This window comes from Niabella insulisoli (assembly GCF_039652435.2).
Classification (GTDB): Bacteria; Bacteroidota; Bacteroidia; order Chitinophagales; family Chitinophagaceae; genus Niabella; species Niabella insulamsoli.
On sequence record NZ_CP190246.1, the window covers coordinates 2,114,249 to 2,131,937 of the forward strand.

Below are 17,689 nucleotides of genomic sequence, written 5' to 3' on the forward strand. Positions count from 1 at the left end.
GGAATACTGTAAAAAAAAGACGTATATTTTTATTTTTTTCTAAAAAATACCCGTCTTATTACTCCCTTTTTTACTCCACTGCCCTTTATGTTTGCTGCTATACGTTATTTTTCGATTAAGTTTTTATCCAAGACTATTGATATATGAAAAAATCTATTAAAAAGGGATGGCTTGTATTAACTGCTTGTTTTACATTTCTTGGTTCAGTCGACGCACAGCGAACGGTGACGGGTACTGTTTCTGATGAAGCCGGAACAGCAATCCGCGGTGCTTCTGTCATGGTGTCAGGCAGCAACCAGGGAACTTCTACCAACGCCGACGGCCATTATTCCATCCAGGTGTTCAATCCGACGGATTCGATCGTCTTCAGTTTTGTCGGAAAAAGAACAAAATCTTATGTGGCGCTTCAGCATCGCGTAATCAATGTAACATTAATTGCCGATGCTGAAAATCTCGATGATGTTGTTGTCGTGGGTTACGGGACGGTTCGAAAATCGGACCTCACAGGATCTGTCGCAAGAGTGAAAACAGACCTGACGGAACAGCGATTTGTCAACACACCGGAGGAATTGCTGCAAGGCGCTACGCCAGGTGTGCAAATTACCCGGATGGGAGGCGCTCCCGGTTCCGATGTAAATGTCACCATCCGCGGGGGCAATTCCTTGAACGGTTCGAACCAACCGCTGTTTATTGTCGACGGACTGGAAATGAACGGTTCTTCTTCCTATTTCAGCAGCGACGAGCCCTCGGGTTCAACACCGGCGCCCAGCCCGCTGTCCATGATTAACCCAAATGACATTGAATCGATTGATGTGCTGAAAGATGCTTCTGCTACGGCTATATATGGTGCACGGGGCGCCAACGGCGTCATTATCATTACCACTAAAAAAGGAAAAAAAGGAAAGGCCATCATCCAGGCGGATTATGGCGCTACTTTCGCTTCATTAGCCAAAAAAATTGATGTGATCAATTCGAAGCAATGGGTTCTTTTGTACGATGAGGCTTCGTTAAATGGCGGCAAAGAACCCACCTACGGCGACCCATCGGATCCGGCCAGCTATGATAAATACACAAAAAACGTCAATTGGCAGGATTTAATGTATAGAAATGCTAAAGGTCGCGATCTCAACCTGTCGATCAGAGGCGGAACGGAGGCCATTAAATATGCCTTTGCTGCAAATTATAATTTAACGGAGGGCTTGATCATCAATTCGGATCAGGAGCGAATTTCGCTGCGATCCAACTTTGATGTAAAAGCGACAGACTTTCTTACAATTGGCCTTGACGGGTTTTACAGCAATACCATGTCAAATATTGTCCCCTATTCTAACAATGGTTATAATGGATTTTTCTCGCCGATTATGATGGGCGTTCAATACCGCGCTTTCGATAATGCATGGAATGAAGATTTCGACATCAATCCCGACGATTTCGTGGACGACGGCAGCGCGCCCTACAACCCCGTGGCGCAAATCAGGAACACACAGGATGAGCAACGCCTCAACTTTGCCCAGTCTAATTTGTATACAGAACTGCGCTTCACCGACTGGCTGAAATTTAGATCCACCTTTGGATTTAACTACGGCGATGGCTTAAGAAACTCTTTTTGGGGTCGCGGCACACAGCAGGGCGACATTCAAAACAATATTATATCGCGCGTGCAAACCAGTAACCTCGACTATATCAATGAAAATACATTAAACATTGAAAAGACTTTTGCAGGCAAACACCGCTTAACAGCCGTGGTGGGGCAATCCAGCCATAAATGGATTAGAAAAACTTTTGCTACCAAGGCCTCCGGATTTGATATCACAGCCTTGGGATACGAAAGCTTTGATGGTGCAACGATTGTTGAAGTGCCACGTTCTACCCACACCGAGTGGGGGTTAGCGTCTTTCTACGGCCGCATTAATTACGCATATAACGACAAATACCTGCTTACGGTAACCGGCCGTTATGACGGGTCTTCAAGGTTTGCGCCCGGTAATAAGTGGTCTTTTTTTCCTTCAGCAGCCTTTGCCTGGAAACTTAAAAATGAAGCTTTCCTGGAAAATGCGCAGGCGCTTTCGGATCTCAAACTTCGCCTCAGTTACGGAAGCAGTGGCAGCCAGGCCATTGGCGTGTTAAGTACGATTGCGACCTTGTTGCGCGGTTACCGGTATCCTGTCAGCGATGAATTTTTGCCAGGTGTAAGTTCTTCCTCGTATTTGTTTAACAAAAATCTCAAATGGGAAACCACCTATCAGGCCAATGCCGGGATAGACGTTGGTTTTTTTAAAGGGCGTTTAAATCTTACAGCCGATTATTATCAGAAAAACACAAGAGATCTTTTATTAGACAAAGATTTTCCTATTTCAGGAGGATTTACTTCTACGACTGTTAATGCCGGCGAAGTGCGTAATCGTGGTTGGGAACTGGCCTTGAATGGCGATATCATTCGAAATAAAGATTTTAAATGGAACCTGGGAACTTCCTTCTCGCAAAACCGCTCGAAAATTCTCGATCTCGATGGTGCAGCTTATATGTATGGAACCAGCATCGCAAATATCCAGGGTGGTTATCCTAATATTTCATATGTCAATCAAACGGTGGGTTTGTTCTATGGATACCAGACGGCGGGCATTTACCAGCATGCCGACCAAACCGTCGGCGCGCCAACCAAATCGGGCGTTGCCCCGCAGGCAGGCGATATTATATTCGTGGATCAGCTTACCCCGACTACGCAGCAGGATGGATCTGTTGTATGGGAAAAAGACGGCGTGATCAATGAAAGCGACAAAGTGATAATCGGAAATCCGGAACCGGATCTCATTTACGGCATCACTTCGAACCTGCAATTTAAGGGTGTTAACATCAGCATGGTGTTTAACGGTATTATGGGTAACGACCTGCTGAACCTGAATAACCTGGTTTGGGAAGGAATGAATCTTTGGGATGGAAGGTACAGTCAGACGCTTCGCGCCTTTGAAGGAAGATGGACGAGCGACAACACAAATGCGCTCTACCCTCGCTCTACGCTGGGCACGGTTTCTCAAGACTATCTCGATCGCTATGTGGAGCCGGGAGATTTCTTCCGCATGCAAAATCTGTCCGTTTCTTATACCTTGAACCCAAAAAAGCTTAAGGTATTGAGGTCTGTTCGACCCTTTGCTTCGGTTTCCAATCTGTTTATTTTAAGTAAATACTCGGGCTATGATCCTGAGATACGGGGTAGAAACACAGCGCTTTCTCCCGGCATCGACCTGGGCGCTTATCCCATGCCGCGTACATTCAAATTAGGTGTTACCATCATTTTAAACTAGCTATATGTTAAAGAAGATTTTTATATTCATACTTGTTTTCTCCTCATTGTCCTGCAAAAAAATATTAGAAGAAAAGGCCTTCTCTTCGCTTACCGTCTCGTCTTTCTTTAATAACTACAAGGAAGCCAACCAGGCAGTGATAGGCGTATATTCTCAATTGCCCACTCCCAGCTACTACAAAAGGAACTTCACAAACGTGATCGGCTTTTTAAGTGATGATGCCTATAATCCGGGCGCCGCTTTTACCGCTTTTGATGATGGCACGCTCGAGCCTACCAATAATCTGGTAGACGGGCTTTGGAACTCCATATTCAGTTTGAACGGGAAAGCCATTTTCACAATCAGCGCGCTGGAGAACGCAGAAGTGCTGGAAGCAGCTGACAAACAATTAATGTTAGCGCGGGTTCGTTTTGTAAGGGCGTTAAATTTATACAACGCGGTGCGGCTATGGGGCGACATTCCATTGGTTAAGGAATACAGCGTACAAGAGGAAAATTTATACCCTGCGCGAACACCCAAATCAGAAGTATACGCCTTTATCGAAGAAGATCTGAAGTATGCGATGGATATCTTGCCTGCAGACGAAGACGAATACGGATTTCCTACCAAGGGAGCCGCGATGAGCCTGTTAGCAAAAATATACTTGTCGCAGGAAAAGTGGGCTGAGGCTAACACAACGCTCGATCAGGTGATTGGTATGAACAAATACGCGCTGCTTGATAATTATATGGACGTGTTTGATGTAAAAAATGAGAACAATGCTGAAGACATATTTTCCATTCAGTTCAAAAAAGACCAGCAGGAGGCGGCAGAAAACTCGGCCGGCAGTTTACTTCCCTTTTGGTTTTTGCCTGCTTTTAATGGTTTAGGATTGGCGGGCAACCCCGATCATCCCAAAGGACAGATGCGTGTGGAACATGCCACCTACGACAGATACACCACGGGCGATTACACTACTGATGAAAGGAATGAAATATTTATAACGAGTTATCCCAACAGCAATAACGGCAATGTGGTAAGAAGATATCCGGAAAACAAAGCGGCCGCTGCGCAGGGCCCTGCCTGCATTAAATACCAGGATCCGACCAACGACCAGGACAGGAATTACGACAATAATCTTTATATACTTCGCTATGCCGACGTGCTGTTAATGAAAGCCGAGGCAGAGAATGAAGTGAAAGGGCCGAATTCCACAGCTTACAACGCTTTCAATCTGGTTCGTCAACGGTCCAATGCTAAACCGCTCGCAACTGGTTTGTCAAAAGATGCTTTTCGTGATGCAGTTTCGATGGAGCGCGGTTTGGAATTTTACGGCGAGTTTCAAAGCTGGTTTGATCAGACACGCATGAAACGGAGCGGCGACTCCTATTATAAATATTATAAAACGAAAGTGCAGTCCGAAGGTAAATTCACCCACCCTTCTGAAGCCAGGTGGGCCGTGTATTATCCAAAGCTGGAATTAATGCCCATCCCTTCGTCAGAACTTGCCATCAACCCCAATATAACTGTTGCCAATCAAAACCCAGGCTACTAAACCTAAGTAACAAAATCGAATGAACCGGAGCAGATATATATATATTGTATTATTACTGAGTTTACTTACATCCTGCGCTTCCTCACAACGGATGAAAGGCAGTGTGGATCTTGGACAATGGATCCAGCCGGTACCCCGGCATGCAGTACTCGAGCATGAAGATTATTGGGTTTGGGGCGCGTCGATGACGCAAACGGATGACGGCGTTTGCCATTTGTTTTACAGCCGATGGCCCAAGTCGGGGCCCTTTAGCGACTGGTTGTACCATTCAGAAATTGCCTATGCTACTTCAAAAAATCCCGGAGGCCCTTACACTTTTAAGAAAGTCATTTTAAAAGATGGCCAGTCGGGCAAATGGGGCCATGGTATGGCGCACAATCCGCATATCAGGAAATTTGGAGATAAATATTTTCTCTATTTTATTTCAACGGAGAATGTCGACGCTAGCATGGCCAATGATCGCCAGCGCCGCACATTTGCGCAAAGAATAGGTGTTGCCGTCGCTGATGCGCCTGATCAGGAATGGCGCGTTGTAGATACGCCCATCGTCGGTATCCAGGCGGGAAAAGCCGCCCATGGCTATGTTACCAATCCATCCGTTTGCCAACGCCCGGATGGAAGTTTCCTGATGATTTTTAAAAGCAGGCCGGCTAATTGGGCGACGTTTAAAAAGTTCACATCCATTCAATGTGTGGCCACAGCGCCCTCCCCCGCCGGGCCTTTCACCATTGCTGAAAAGCCAATACTGGCTGATGCAACTGCAGAAGATCCTTTTTTGTTTTTTTGGAGAAACGCCTACTATGCAATTCTGGATGATCAATATGGAGATTACTCGGGCGAACACGGATTGGTTTTATTCCGGTCAGACGACGGTTTCAACTGGAAACCTTCAGCAAACGCGCGGGTTGCCGGCCTCAACTTGAAATGGCAGGATACCGGAACCACTCAACTAAAACATCTTGAAAGGCCGCAACTCTGGATGAATAAGAAGAACGAACCAGCGATTCTTTTTTGTGCCGCCATGACGGAAGACGAAAAAGGCGTTCAGCGCAGTTTCAACGTTCATATCCCGTTAAAAAATATCGACAAACGTGCAAAATAGATTGCTGTTCTTTCTAATATTGTCCTTTTGCATGAGCCAGGCTTGTGCCCAGCCTCCGTTGCCTTATAATATTTACAACGATTACCAGCTTCCTGACTGGTTTGTAAAACAGCGCGTCTCCATCCATTCACGCGTGAACGCGGTGTATTACAAAAATCCAGATCACGCGGTTTACGGGCATTGGGCAGAAAAAGTAATTGCGCCGCTGGGTGGGTCGGTTTTTGTCAGGCATATTAAAAGCGATGAAGGCCCGGTTAATTGGAAAAGCGCCTGGGGAGTGCATACGCGGCTTGCCGACAAACGAAATATCATTGCAGAAGCCGTTCAGGAAGCGCATCAGCATAACACCCGCATTATTGGCTACTACAATCATTTTACCGACCGGTACATGCAAATAAACCATCCTGAATTTGTTTGTAAGGATGTTGCTGGAAAGCCGGTCTTGCATAACCGTGGTACGGTTATATGCATCAACTCACCCTACGGCGATTCGGTTGCGGTCAGGCTTGCAGAGTTTGCAAAAATGGGTGGCGACGGTATTTATTTTGATGAAATCCACATGCCGCGCCAGGGTTGCTGGTGCCGCTACTGTCAACAGAAATTTAAAAAACAAACCGGGTTGAAAGCGCCATCGAAAATTGACGCTTCAGCATTATATAGGAAATACCAGGATTTCAATAACAGCAATGTGGTTGAAGTTTTTGCCAAATGGCGGGCGATACTAAGCGCTATTAACCCCCAACTCGTGATGATTGTGGGAAGCAATACATTGCCCAAACTTACTGACCGGCATCTGAATACTGATCTTTTCCGTGTGGCGCAGGTGCACAAAACCGAATGGGATCTCGGATTAAAAGGTATCAGAAAAATGCCCGAAGGCGTATTGCTAAAACCCAATGAAGCCGTTTGGCGCGGCCTTTCTTATAATTTTTCGCGAGATATCACCGGCGGAAGGCCAGCCCACTATTGGATCAAAGGCATGAGTTTTGTACCGCCAGACCATATCAATGCAGCCACGGCCGGAATCATTTCCTTCGGAAACATCGCTAATCTCGATATGCTGGAAACCGCTGCCCCTGATTGGGATTTTGATGCGGCCATGAAGACAGGCGCTCCACTCGGGCCGGCCTTTTTTCAAGCCAAGCCAATGCGATGGTTGCTTATTCATTATAACGAAAAAGCCTTAGCCGCTCATCCGTGCACAGCGCAAGATGGATGGACATATTGCCTTGGCCCGCTCTATGGCGCCTATAATGCGGCGCAACAAATGAAAGTGCCTGTAGGCTTTATCACAGATTCGCAAATGGAAGAAGGGCTTTTTCAGGGAGCGCAACTATTGTTTTTACCCAACAGCGAATACCTTTCTGACCAAAGCAGAAAACAATTAAAAAAGTTTAGCGATGCGGGCGGCGTGATTATAAAACAGGAATCCGGTTGGGATTGGCTTTCCGGTGACATAGCTTTTATTAAAGCTACCAAAGCGCTGCAAAAGAAACTACGCAGTTTATCAGGCGATAATAGGATACAGGCATCGCGGGGTTCTACTTTTTTTCATGTCAACTATTTTGAAAAAATGGAAAAAGATCAGCTTACTTATCTCGCGGCTTTTTCCAATAATCTGAATTGGATCGTAAGCGAAACTACGCAGGCTGAAGCTACGGAAGGCTTAGCGAAGAGCAGAAGGCCGCCACCCGTTTCGGGCATCGTGCTCCAACTCAAAAGGCCCGGAGTGCCATTGGCCGTTAGAAATGTTCAAACGAAGGAAAATATTCCCTATAAAAAAATATCCGGATCTATACATATTGACGTTCCCACGTTTAGGGACGCCCTTTTTATTGAAATTGTTTATCGCAACCCGCAATAGTTAACAAAAAATATGAAAATTTATATCGCAATGCTGTGCAGCATTATGAGCCTCTCTGTTGTTGCTCAGCTGCCGGCCACATTGGAGGAAGAAGTAAGTCAACCCTTTAGCTATTTTAAAACTTCGATCGATCAATTGGGTTTTAAAGATTGCCCAGAAGCCATGGCAGTAACTGATGGCGGCACTTTTTCTAATGCTCACCTGGCAGTGAAGTTCTTAGCAGGCGATTCGCTAAAACCCGCCACCAGCCGCGTTGTATTGCCTGAAAAAGGATACTTACCTATCATTGGTTACAAGCTTCAGCGTAACGATTGTGTATACGAATTAAAAGCATTTTCGGCGCCGGAAGATTTTAAACCTTACCATAATTTAATCACCTACGTTCAGTGGACGATTTCTAATCCAGGCAGAAAGGCACGCCGGGCGCAATTGGGATTTGATATTATTCCTTTTTATCCCAATGCTTTTAAAAACTATTATCGGCATAACATGTACTGTACGCCATGGTACCTGTCACAATTCATGGACGAAAATATCTATCGCCAAAACCTATCGCAAATAGATTATAAAAATGGAGGTATTTATCAGGGTAACCACCTCATTGTGCAGACAGCAGATATGGCGGACTTTAAAGCCATGAAGGCGGATTCGTTGCGCTGGAAAGCTGTAATAGATCTTGCACCGGGGGCTTCAAAAACATTACTCCTAAAAATTCCGTTCGTGCCTGTAAATGACGGCCATCCAACCGTTAAACTTCTGACCAGCCCAAGCAATTTTGGTGCGTTGAAAAAATCGATAGCTAATTATTGGGACAAGGAACTCAACAAAATCGATGCCTTTTCTTTTCCGGAAAAGAAAATAATGGATATGTATAAAAGTTCTTTTATCAACATGCTTATTGCAAGAGATATCATGGAAGATAAAAAGAGCGTTATTCAACGTTGCAACGAATTTCAGTACGATTATTTTTACGTGCGCGATAACGCTTATTTTGCCAGAGTTTACGATATGCTGGGGCTTCATGAAGACGCCAGAGAAATATTGCTTCCTTATTTTATTAAAGACGCAGAGGGGAATGACCTTCAGTTTCAGCAGCGCACGGGCATTTATAAAAAGCTTTGCTTCGACTATTGGGGACAGGTATTATGGGCTTTCGGATCGCATTACAGGCAAACAAAAGACAGGGATTTACTGGAACGGGCCTATAAGCTAATTCCCAATCACATGCAGGATTTTGAATCAATGATTGCTTTAGATTCCAGGGGGCTTTGGCCCCGCACCTGGCCCTACGACAACGAACACATCGATGGGCATTATACAGGACATAATTTTTGGGTAATTCTCGGATTGAGAAATGCCATCTACATGGCCTCAGAAATGAAAGATCAAAAGAACCTAAAAAAATGGCAGGGCTATTACGATCAGTTTAAAAAGAATTTTGAGCGTGAACTCGAACAGATCGTTACAAAAACTGATGGGTATATTCCTCCGGGAATGGATGATCCGGAACTGGGTTTTGATTGGGCCAATGCATCGGCAGGGCTGTATCCCTTCGAGGCCATTGATAAAAATAATCCGGCCGTAAAAAAGACACTCGACATGGTTAGGAATTATAACTACCAGGAAGGCATCAGCACTTACAGCGGTTGCAACGCATATGTGGCGAGAAAGAAAGCGCTTAACAATGAAACCCTGCCTGAAAGAGGGCTTCACCATTATGAAACATTTTATGTTGCAAATGGCAATCTTGTTGTTGGAGCGCAACAAAAATGTATCGAAGATTTATATAGTGTAATGGTGCATACCAGCAGCACGCACGCCGGCTTCGAATGGCGGCCCACGCCCTGGGGAAACCGGGATTTTGGAATCAACAGGGCGCCCCACGGCTGGCTGGCGGCCCGGTATATAGAGTTTTTGAGAAATATGGTCGTTCGCGAAGAAGGAAATGACCTGCACCTGCTTTCAGCGATTTCTCCGGAGTGGGCCAAGCGGGGCGATAACATCTCTATCAAATCTGCTGCAACTTATTTTGGAACCGTCAATATGGATATCCATTTTGTCAAAGACCGAATGTTCATAAAGCTTAACAATGATTTGAATATGGACGAGGGAAAAATATGGCTTCACATCCCCTGGTTCATAACTGCGAAAAAAATTGTTATTGACGGTGCGGATGTCCCGGTAACTAAAACGTTGGCATTGTCATCAACCACCAAAGAAGTTGTGATTTATTGGGACGATTCGAAGCGGCCCGCTCATCTTAACTTTCAAACGGGCGTGGCGCTTTATCTTAATAAATATTACAATCGTCCGGCAACCGCCAATTACAATTCCCTGTTTCCTACGCTGGCCATGCCAGGCTATATAAAGAATGAAGATAAAAAGACGATCAGCTTATTTAGTCCCGACAATTATGCCGACATTTACTACACTGTAGACGGCACAAACCCTGATAAAAATGCGCAGCGATACAAACGCCCCATCCCTATTACCTTCCATAAAAAGACAATCATTAAGGCTGTCTGTATCGATCAGTCAGGTGAAGTGAGCGATTGCAGGACAATAGTTACTGATTAAAATATAAGGCTAATGCATTTATTAAAACATATTTTTTTATTTGGGATCGCACTATCCGCATCTTTAGCAGTTTCAGCCGAAAGTCAGCATAAAGGGAAACCCAATATCATTATTTTCTTTACGGACGACCAGGGATACGGCGACCTCAGCTGCTACGGCAACCCCTATTTTAAAACACCCCATATCGATCAGCTAGCCAACGATGGATTGAAGTTGACGCGATTCTATATGGCGGCGCCCGTTTGTACGCCCTCGCGTGCCAGCCTGTTATCGGGGAAATATGCCAAACGGCTCAATTTGCATGAAGCGGTGATTTATCCGTATTCAAAACATGGCCTCAACCCTGATGAAATTTTATTGCCTGAACTTCTGAAAAAAAGAGGATACGCCACAGCCTGCATTGGCAAGTGGCATTTAGGCAATCAGCTCCGTTTTCTTCCCATCAATCAGGGTTTTGATTATTTCTATGGCGTTCCCTATTCAAACGATATGGACGGTCATTATTATCAAAATATTGATTTCAGATCGCCGCCGTTGCCAGTTTACAAAAATGAAACCGTGCTCAGGTATGGCGTCGATCAGGATTCATTGACGCAGCTCTGGACTACCGCAGCAGTCGATTATATTAAGGCAAACGACGACCAGCCTTTTTTCTTATACCTCGCGCACAATATGCCGCACCTGCCGTGGCACGCTTCAAAAAAATTTCGGGGTAAAAGCGGATATAGCCTTTATGGAGATGCCATTCAGGAGTTGGATTGGAGCCTGGGTGAAATTCGCAAAGCCCTCCAACAAAAGGGCATTGATGAAAATACCATCATCATTTTCACTTCGGATAACGGACCCGTAACCAATAAGAGCAAAGGTGGTTATGCAGGGCCACTTCGCGGTGCAAAAGCCACCACCTGGGAAGGCGGGTTGCGCGTGCCGGGCATTTTTTGTTGGCCAGGCAAAATTCCGTCTGGCAGCATTAGCGATGCGCCGGCTTCGAGCCTGGATATTTTACCAACGCTTGTTAAAATCGCGGGCGGCCGGCTTCCCAAAAAATTTATTACGGATGGCAGGGATATCAGTCAACTCCTGCTTCTTCCCGCGTCTGCAACCAGGCAGCCCTTTGAACTTTTGTATTACGGCCGCAATGGCGATCTGGAAGCATACAGCGACGAAACATGGAAAATCCATACCGCCAAGAAAATCGGCTGGAATCCGAAAGATGGCCTATTTCCCATCAGCTTGTATCATCTGAAAAATGACGTAGGTGAAAGTAATAATGTCGCCGCGAGCCAAGGCCAAAAAACCCGGGAGATGACGCAGCGGATGGCCTGGATGGATCAGCAAATTGTCAACAATAAAACAATCAAATAACTTTCTAATAATACATTTTCGTAATGAACAAAAAAGTATCAACGCTGGCGTTTTTGATGACAATTTTGATCGCCTCCTGCGGCCCTACCGCCAAAACCAGGCAAACCAGTATGTCCAAACACCCTAATATTATTTATGTTTTAGCGGACGATCTGGGTTATGGCGATGTGGCTGCTTTAAACAAGGATTCAAAGATTGCAACACCAGGCCTCGATCGGCTGGCTGCAGAAGGCATGCTCTTTACTGATGCGCACTCTCCTTCGGCGGTATGCACTCCTACCCGCTACAGCATCGTTACCGGTCGCTACAATTGGCGATCAACATTGAAAAAGGGAGTGCTGAGTGGCGATTCTCCCGCATTAATTGATCCTGAAAGGAAAACCGTTGCCACGATTTTAAAAGATGCGGGATACCATACGGCTTATATCGGTAAGTGGCACCTTGGATGGAACTGGGGTAAAGGCGCCGATGGAAGCATCGACTTCTCTTTGCCGGTGAGAAACAACCCTAATCAAAATGGCTTCGAATACGCTTACGGGTTCTCCGGTTCACTCGACATGCCTCCTTATGTATATGTTGAAAATGGGAAAAGCACGGCAATTCCAAAAAACTATACGGAAAATAAAGATTATCAGGCCATGTGGCGGAAAGGGTTAACAGCACCAGATTTTGTCCATGAAGAAGTGTTGCCCAATTTTTTTAACCGGGCATTTGATTATATCCGCAAACAGGCCAATGGTGAAAAGCCATTCTTTCTCTATCTTCCTTTGCCTTCACCACATACACCAATTTTGCCTTCGAAAGAATGGCAGGGTAAAAGTGGACTGAATCCCTACGCAGATTTTGTGATGATGACCGATGCTTATATTCAAAAACTGGAAGCCGTGATAAAAGAGGCAGGCATTGAAGAAAATACTTTAATCATATTTACCAGCGATAATGGTTGTTCTCCGCGCGCCAATTTCAAGGAACTGGAAGCAAAAGGACATTTTCCGAGCGGCCCCTTCAGAGGAACCAAAGCGGATATTTTTGAAGGCGGACACCGCGTTCCGTTTATTGCCAAATGGCCGCGCGTTATAAAACCCGGTAGTCGCTGCGATCAAACCATTTGCCTGGTAGATTTTATGGCGACCTGTGCCGAAATTACCAAAACAAAGATGCCCGATAACGCCGGAGAAGATAGTTACAGTATGTTGCCTCTTTTTAACAGTCCAAACCAATCAGGTTATCAGCGAACAACAACTATTCATCATTCTATTAATGGAAGCTTTGCGATAAGAAAAGGTGCGTGGAAACTAATCTTATGCCGCGACTCAGGAGGCTGGAGCGATCCCGTGCCGGCAAAAAGTAAACTTTTAAACCTTCCTCCCGTACAACTATATAATTTGGCGCAGGATCCTGGTGAGCAACATAATGTTTATGCAGACCATCCCGAAATTGTCGCCTCGTTGAAAGCAGCGCTTATAAAGCAAATTAAAGATGGAAGAAGCACGCCCGGCGCCCTACAGGCCAACGATGGAGGCGCTTACTGGCCCGAACTGAATTGGATGAATTAAAATGATACGCGCTGTTCGATGAAATCTAACATCAAATCTGTTATGATCAATCAATCTTACAATAAATAATGAGGTTAATAAAACGCTGCACTGCTGCCAAATGGCTTCCTGTTGTGCTGGTACTGTTAAACAGCGCTGGCACTCCGGCACAAACCACCGCCGAACTAAGTGATTCAAATACGCTTCAACAAAGAATGGCATGGTGGAAGGATGCCCGTTTCGGGATGTTTTTACATTGGGGCGTATATGCTGGGCTCGGCGGCGTTTGGAACGGGACAGATTATGGCAAAGAAATGGGCGACGCCAGCAGCGAATGGATTTTTTTAACTGCAGCTATCCAAAAGCAGGCGTATAGAAAATATGCGGAAAAATTCAATCCAAAAAACTTCGATCCATCTGCATGGGTAAATTACGCAAAGCAGGCCGGCATGAAATATATGGTGTTGACTGCAAAACATCATGATGGGTTTGCCCTTTTTGATACAAAATATTCCAACTGGAATGTACTCCAGGCTTCTCCTTATAAAAAAGATATTATTAGAGCATACGTAAACGCCTGCCATCAAGCAGGGATGCGCGTGGGCCTTTATTTCTCTCACGAAAAAGATTGGTATCATAGTAAAAAAGTTAGGCATAATGCTGAGCCACTGCAGCAATCCTATATAGAGCTGGTGAGAAAACAGTTGACAGAACTTTTAACTAATTATGGAAAAATAGATTTGATTTGGTTTGACATGGGCATCAATGCTCATGAAAATTTAAACTTGATGTGCCGCGACATCGTAAGAAAATTGCAGCCCGATTGTATCATCAGCGGGCGCATCGGCAGCGGGCTTGGCGACTATCGCAACCTGGGTGACAGAGAGTTGGCGCCCCCCGGAATGAATGGCTTTGTTGAATCAATTATGACGCTCCGTTTAAACTGGGCTTATGATAACAACGATGCTAACTGGAAATCTTCGACCGAGGTAATTAAAATGATTTCTAAAACGGCCTGCCGCAATTCGAATTTCCTTTTAAATATCGGGCCGCAACCTGATGGCGACTTCACGCCCGAAGAAAAAATCAGGCTGGCCAATATCGGAGCCTGGATGAAGAACAACGGCGACGCTATTTACGCGACCCAGGGCGCTCCCTTTAAAGGCGAATATCCCTGGGGATCGCTAACCACGGCGGGCAATAAAGTTTATCTGCATCTGTTTGGCGATATTCCGAAAACATTACGTTTTCCTGCCCTTCGGTCTAAAGTTGATGCAGCCCAAATGCTTTCCTCCGGCCAGGCAGTGGCGTTTGAACAGGCGGATGAACATTCATCATTAACAATCCATCTCGATAGCATGATTAGCAACTCGGTTGTGCCGATTATCGCTTTGACACTTGATAGCGTAGCAAATTTCGACCTGGCAAAAGGCCCCGACTGGCTTCCTCCTATTGAAAGGCATCAGACGCGGAAGCAAATATCCGGTGTCGTTGAAAATATGAATGGCAGCGGTTTTGACTTAAAAGCCACCGATACAACGATGCATTTCTCTCTCAACGAAAACATCGAATACCGCCTTCAAAAGGGAACAACTATAGAAATCACTAATGGCTTCAACCTCATCGCTGGTAAGCCGTACACCGTGGTTTACGAACCGGGCCTCTCCAATGTCCTTAAAATTATTCTTAGTAAGAACCCTGCCAGGCATCGATAACACAAAGCAATAGCAATATTCAATATGGTTATTCTATGGCTGTGAGAGGAAGAAAACCTGTTTGGAGTTAAACACCCCTTCGTTCGCCTGCGGCTTACCCGGCGTGCTTCTTCCTTCATTAATGAATTTTGTTAAAAGGGCGGTTAGCTGTTTTACTTTCTCCGGATATTTTAATGCAAGATTTTCCGACTCGGCTACGTCGTTATTTAAATCATACAACTGAACGGGTGGCAGGTCTTTAGCATCCTGATTTCTGGGCAAACTCCAACCACCCGATCCCGCGCAGAGTTCGAGCTTCCAATTGGCTTTTCGAATGGAAAAACTTCCGTCAATAGAATGCATAACAATTGCATCGCGAACCGCTCTACGAGAGCCGGGCTTACTTAGCAAAGTGTAAAAATCAAAGCTGTCTTCCCCTTCATTATCCTTGATATCATGCCCCACGATATGAGCAATGGTTGCAAAAAAATCGACCATTGAAACCATCTGCGTGATCGTTCCTCCCTTTTTGATTTTCGCCGGCCAGCTGATAACACAGGGAACACGATGCCCTCCTTCAAAGATGTCAGACTTCATGCCACGGTAAATATAACTGGGATCGTGGCCCAGTGTTGCTAATTTCAGAAAATCAGCGCGCGGCGAACAACCATTGTCGCTGGTAAAAATAACCATCGTGTTTTCTGAAATATTTTCCCGGGCCAGCGTTTGCAAAACCTTTCCCACGTAAGCATCTGCCTGCATTACAAAGTCAGCATATAGATTCAAACCCGACCGGCCTTTAAATGCCGGAGTTGGTAAGATCGGCGTGTGGGGCCCGGTTAGCGGCAGGTAAAGAAAAAAAGGCTTTTTATTCCCGGCGGCTTTTTGGATATAGGAAACGGTAGCTGCCTCGAGCCGTGGCATAATTTGTTCCTGGTCCCAATCCGGCAGGCCTTTGCCGGGGCGACTATCCAACATTGCATCAAAAGTCAGGAATTCCGTAGGGAGCTTTGTAATCCGATTGTTTTCGATGAATGTATAAGGCGGATAATTAGGAGCATCCACACCAAAAAAATAATCAAATCCTGCACCCATCGGGCCGCCCGTCAATGGAGCAAGATAGTCTATATTGTTTTCATGCTTCTTATCAACCGGCGCTGCGCCGTTGGTTGTCTTCCAGTTAAAACCCAAATGCCACTTACCGATGCAGGCCGTTTGATACCCCTTTTCTTTTAACATTGAAGCCAGCGTCGTTCTTTCCTTGTTTATCAAAGGCTGATCGTAGGGCTTTAGCACACCGTTTTTTAAAGGCGAGCGCCAATTATATCGGCCCGTTAGAATACTATACCGCGATGGCGTGCAAACCGAAGAACTGGTGTGCGCATCCGTAAGTTTCAAACCCTGCGCTGCGATCTGATCAATATGGGGCGTTTTAATTTTACTATTCATATTAAAAGCGCCCACATCGCCATAGCCCAGGTCATCGGCCAGGATAAAAATTATATTTGGAGTTTCCTGCGCAAGACAAAGACCGGCTTGTAGCATTAACATAAGTGTCAGGTTGAGTGAGGTTATTCGTTTCATTCTTTCGGGCTGTTTTAGGAACGGTATTGTAGATAAGATAATAGGCATCGCACCAAAGCCAAAACTATTTCTTTCAGATGCTTGAAATATGGATAATTGCCGTTTTAAAATGGATTATACTATTGACGCTAAAAATAACAAATAGGATTTTCAAAAATTGATTTAACGGCCAATGCCCTACTTTTGGCGCAGATAACCTATTTTAGAAAAATATTACCTTTTAAAATGCGCGGAATCCAACCGATATTGATATTTATTTTTGTATTGCTGTTGAAAGACCTGAACGCACAGTTTCAGTTAAATCCATTAAAAGGCAATTTCCATATCAGCGTTGGCGCGGAAAGCCGAAAGGATGATTTTAACTGGTCGATTGCCGGAGACCAGGAAGGTAAAAATCCTAATATTTTATCTGAGTTAAATTATACTGATATTAAGGCCGCGGGCTTTCATACCAACATTTCTTACCAGCTGCATCGGCGATTTTCTATCGAAGCCGATTACACAGGTTTGTTCACCTATGATGGAAGCGCCACAGATTTTGATTATGCCGAAGATAACAGAACGGCGCCCACTACCGAACTCTACCTAACCAGCGACAAAGGAAATTTTTCAAGCGGCGGCGCCCATGCATTCTATGACATAATTTCTAATAAACCATGGCTTTTAAAAACCGGCGCCGGATATTCATTTACAAGAGAACTTTTTTACCTGCTTGATGATTATAATGAGGAGCTGCAAACCACTTATCTTGCCAAATGGAAAGGTCCAGGTTTTATATTGGAAGGCGCCTGGGTGAGCCCGCTCAAAATTGATGTAGGAACACGGATCAAACTGAATGTATTGAAGTATGACGCAACCGCTAATTGGAATATCCAGGAACAGTTTCAACAACCGGTAAGTTTTATACAAAGGGCTAACGGAAAAGGCTGGGACGTAAGCGCGCGGCTGGGTTACCAATTCCATAAAAATATCCGCACGGATGCGGCCTGGCTTTACGCTGACTGGCGCACGCAACCCGGCCTCGACCGTCTATTCTTGAAAAGCGGCGAAACGCCCGAAACCATGATGAATGGCGCATTTAAAAAAAATAGCGGCTGGAGATTATCGGTCACCTATACTTTGTAAACACAAT

Annotated in this window: 10 protein-coding genes; 9 read left to right on the forward strand and 1 reads right to left on the reverse strand. The window is 45.1% G+C overall.

The window, feature by feature from the left end:
• The first annotated feature begins 143 nt into the window (after positions 1-143).
• From ABDK00_RS08965 to ABDK00_RS09000, 8 genes are all read left to right on the forward strand, one after another.
• Complete coding sequence (locus ABDK00_RS08965; protein ID WP_346238383.1) at positions 144-3,302, forward strand: TonB-dependent receptor; 3,159 nt, start codon at positions 144-146, stop codon at positions 3,300-3,302.
• Positions 3,303-3,306: 4 nt separating this feature from the next.
• Positions 3,307-4,836 carry a RagB/SusD family nutrient uptake outer membrane protein gene (locus tag ABDK00_RS08970; protein ID WP_346238382.1) on the forward strand — a complete coding sequence of 510 codons (1,530 nt, stop codon included), beginning with the start codon at positions 3,307-3,309 and terminating at the stop codon, positions 4,834-4,836.
• Positions 4,837-4,855: 19 nt separating this feature from the next.
• Positions 4,856-5,938, forward strand: a complete 1,083-nt coding sequence (locus ABDK00_RS08975) for a glycoside hydrolase family protein (RefSeq protein WP_346238381.1) — start codon at positions 4,856-4,858, stop codon at positions 5,936-5,938.
• 31 nt (positions 5,939-5,969) lie between these two features.
• Positions 5,970-7,802, forward strand: a complete 1,833-nt coding sequence (locus tag ABDK00_RS08980; RefSeq protein WP_346238380.1) for a hypothetical protein — start codon at positions 5,970-5,972, stop codon at positions 7,800-7,802.
• Between the two features lie 12 nt (positions 7,803-7,814).
• Positions 7,815-10,379, forward strand: a complete 2,565-nt coding sequence (locus tag ABDK00_RS08985) for a chitobiase/beta-hexosaminidase C-terminal domain-containing protein (RefSeq protein WP_346238379.1) — start codon at positions 7,815-7,817, stop codon at positions 10,377-10,379.
• Between the two features lie 12 nt (positions 10,380-10,391).
• Positions 10,392-11,744, forward strand: coding sequence for a sulfatase (locus ABDK00_RS08990; RefSeq protein WP_346238378.1), 1,353 nt, complete (start codon positions 10,392-10,394; stop codon positions 11,742-11,744).
• A 23-nt stretch (positions 11,745-11,767) separates the two neighbouring features.
• Positions 11,768-13,300 (forward strand): arylsulfatase, encoded by a 1,533-nt coding sequence (locus ABDK00_RS08995; RefSeq protein WP_346238377.1) that lies wholly within the window; start codon positions 11,768-11,770, stop codon positions 13,298-13,300.
• A 68-nt stretch (positions 13,301-13,368) separates the two neighbouring features.
• Positions 13,369-14,994: an alpha-L-fucosidase gene (locus tag ABDK00_RS09000; RefSeq protein WP_346238376.1), complete on the forward strand. Its 1,626-nt coding sequence runs from the start codon at positions 13,369-13,371 to the stop codon at positions 14,992-14,994.
• Between the two features lie 33 nt (positions 14,995-15,027).
• Here the strand turns inward: ABDK00_RS09000 and ABDK00_RS09005 are convergent, their stop codons facing one another.
• On the reverse strand, positions 15,028-16,557 hold the full coding sequence (locus ABDK00_RS09005; RefSeq protein ID WP_346238375.1) for an arylsulfatase: 1,530 nt from the start codon (positions 16,555-16,557) through the stop codon (positions 15,028-15,030).
• A 225-nt stretch (positions 16,558-16,782) separates the two neighbouring features.
• Here ABDK00_RS09005 and ABDK00_RS09010 point away from each other — a divergent pair, with 225 nt between their 5' ends.
• Positions 16,783-17,682: a hypothetical protein gene (locus tag ABDK00_RS09010; protein ID WP_346238374.1), complete on the forward strand. Its 900-nt coding sequence runs from the start codon at positions 16,783-16,785 to the stop codon at positions 17,680-17,682.
• Positions 17,683-17,689: the final 7 nt, after the last annotated feature.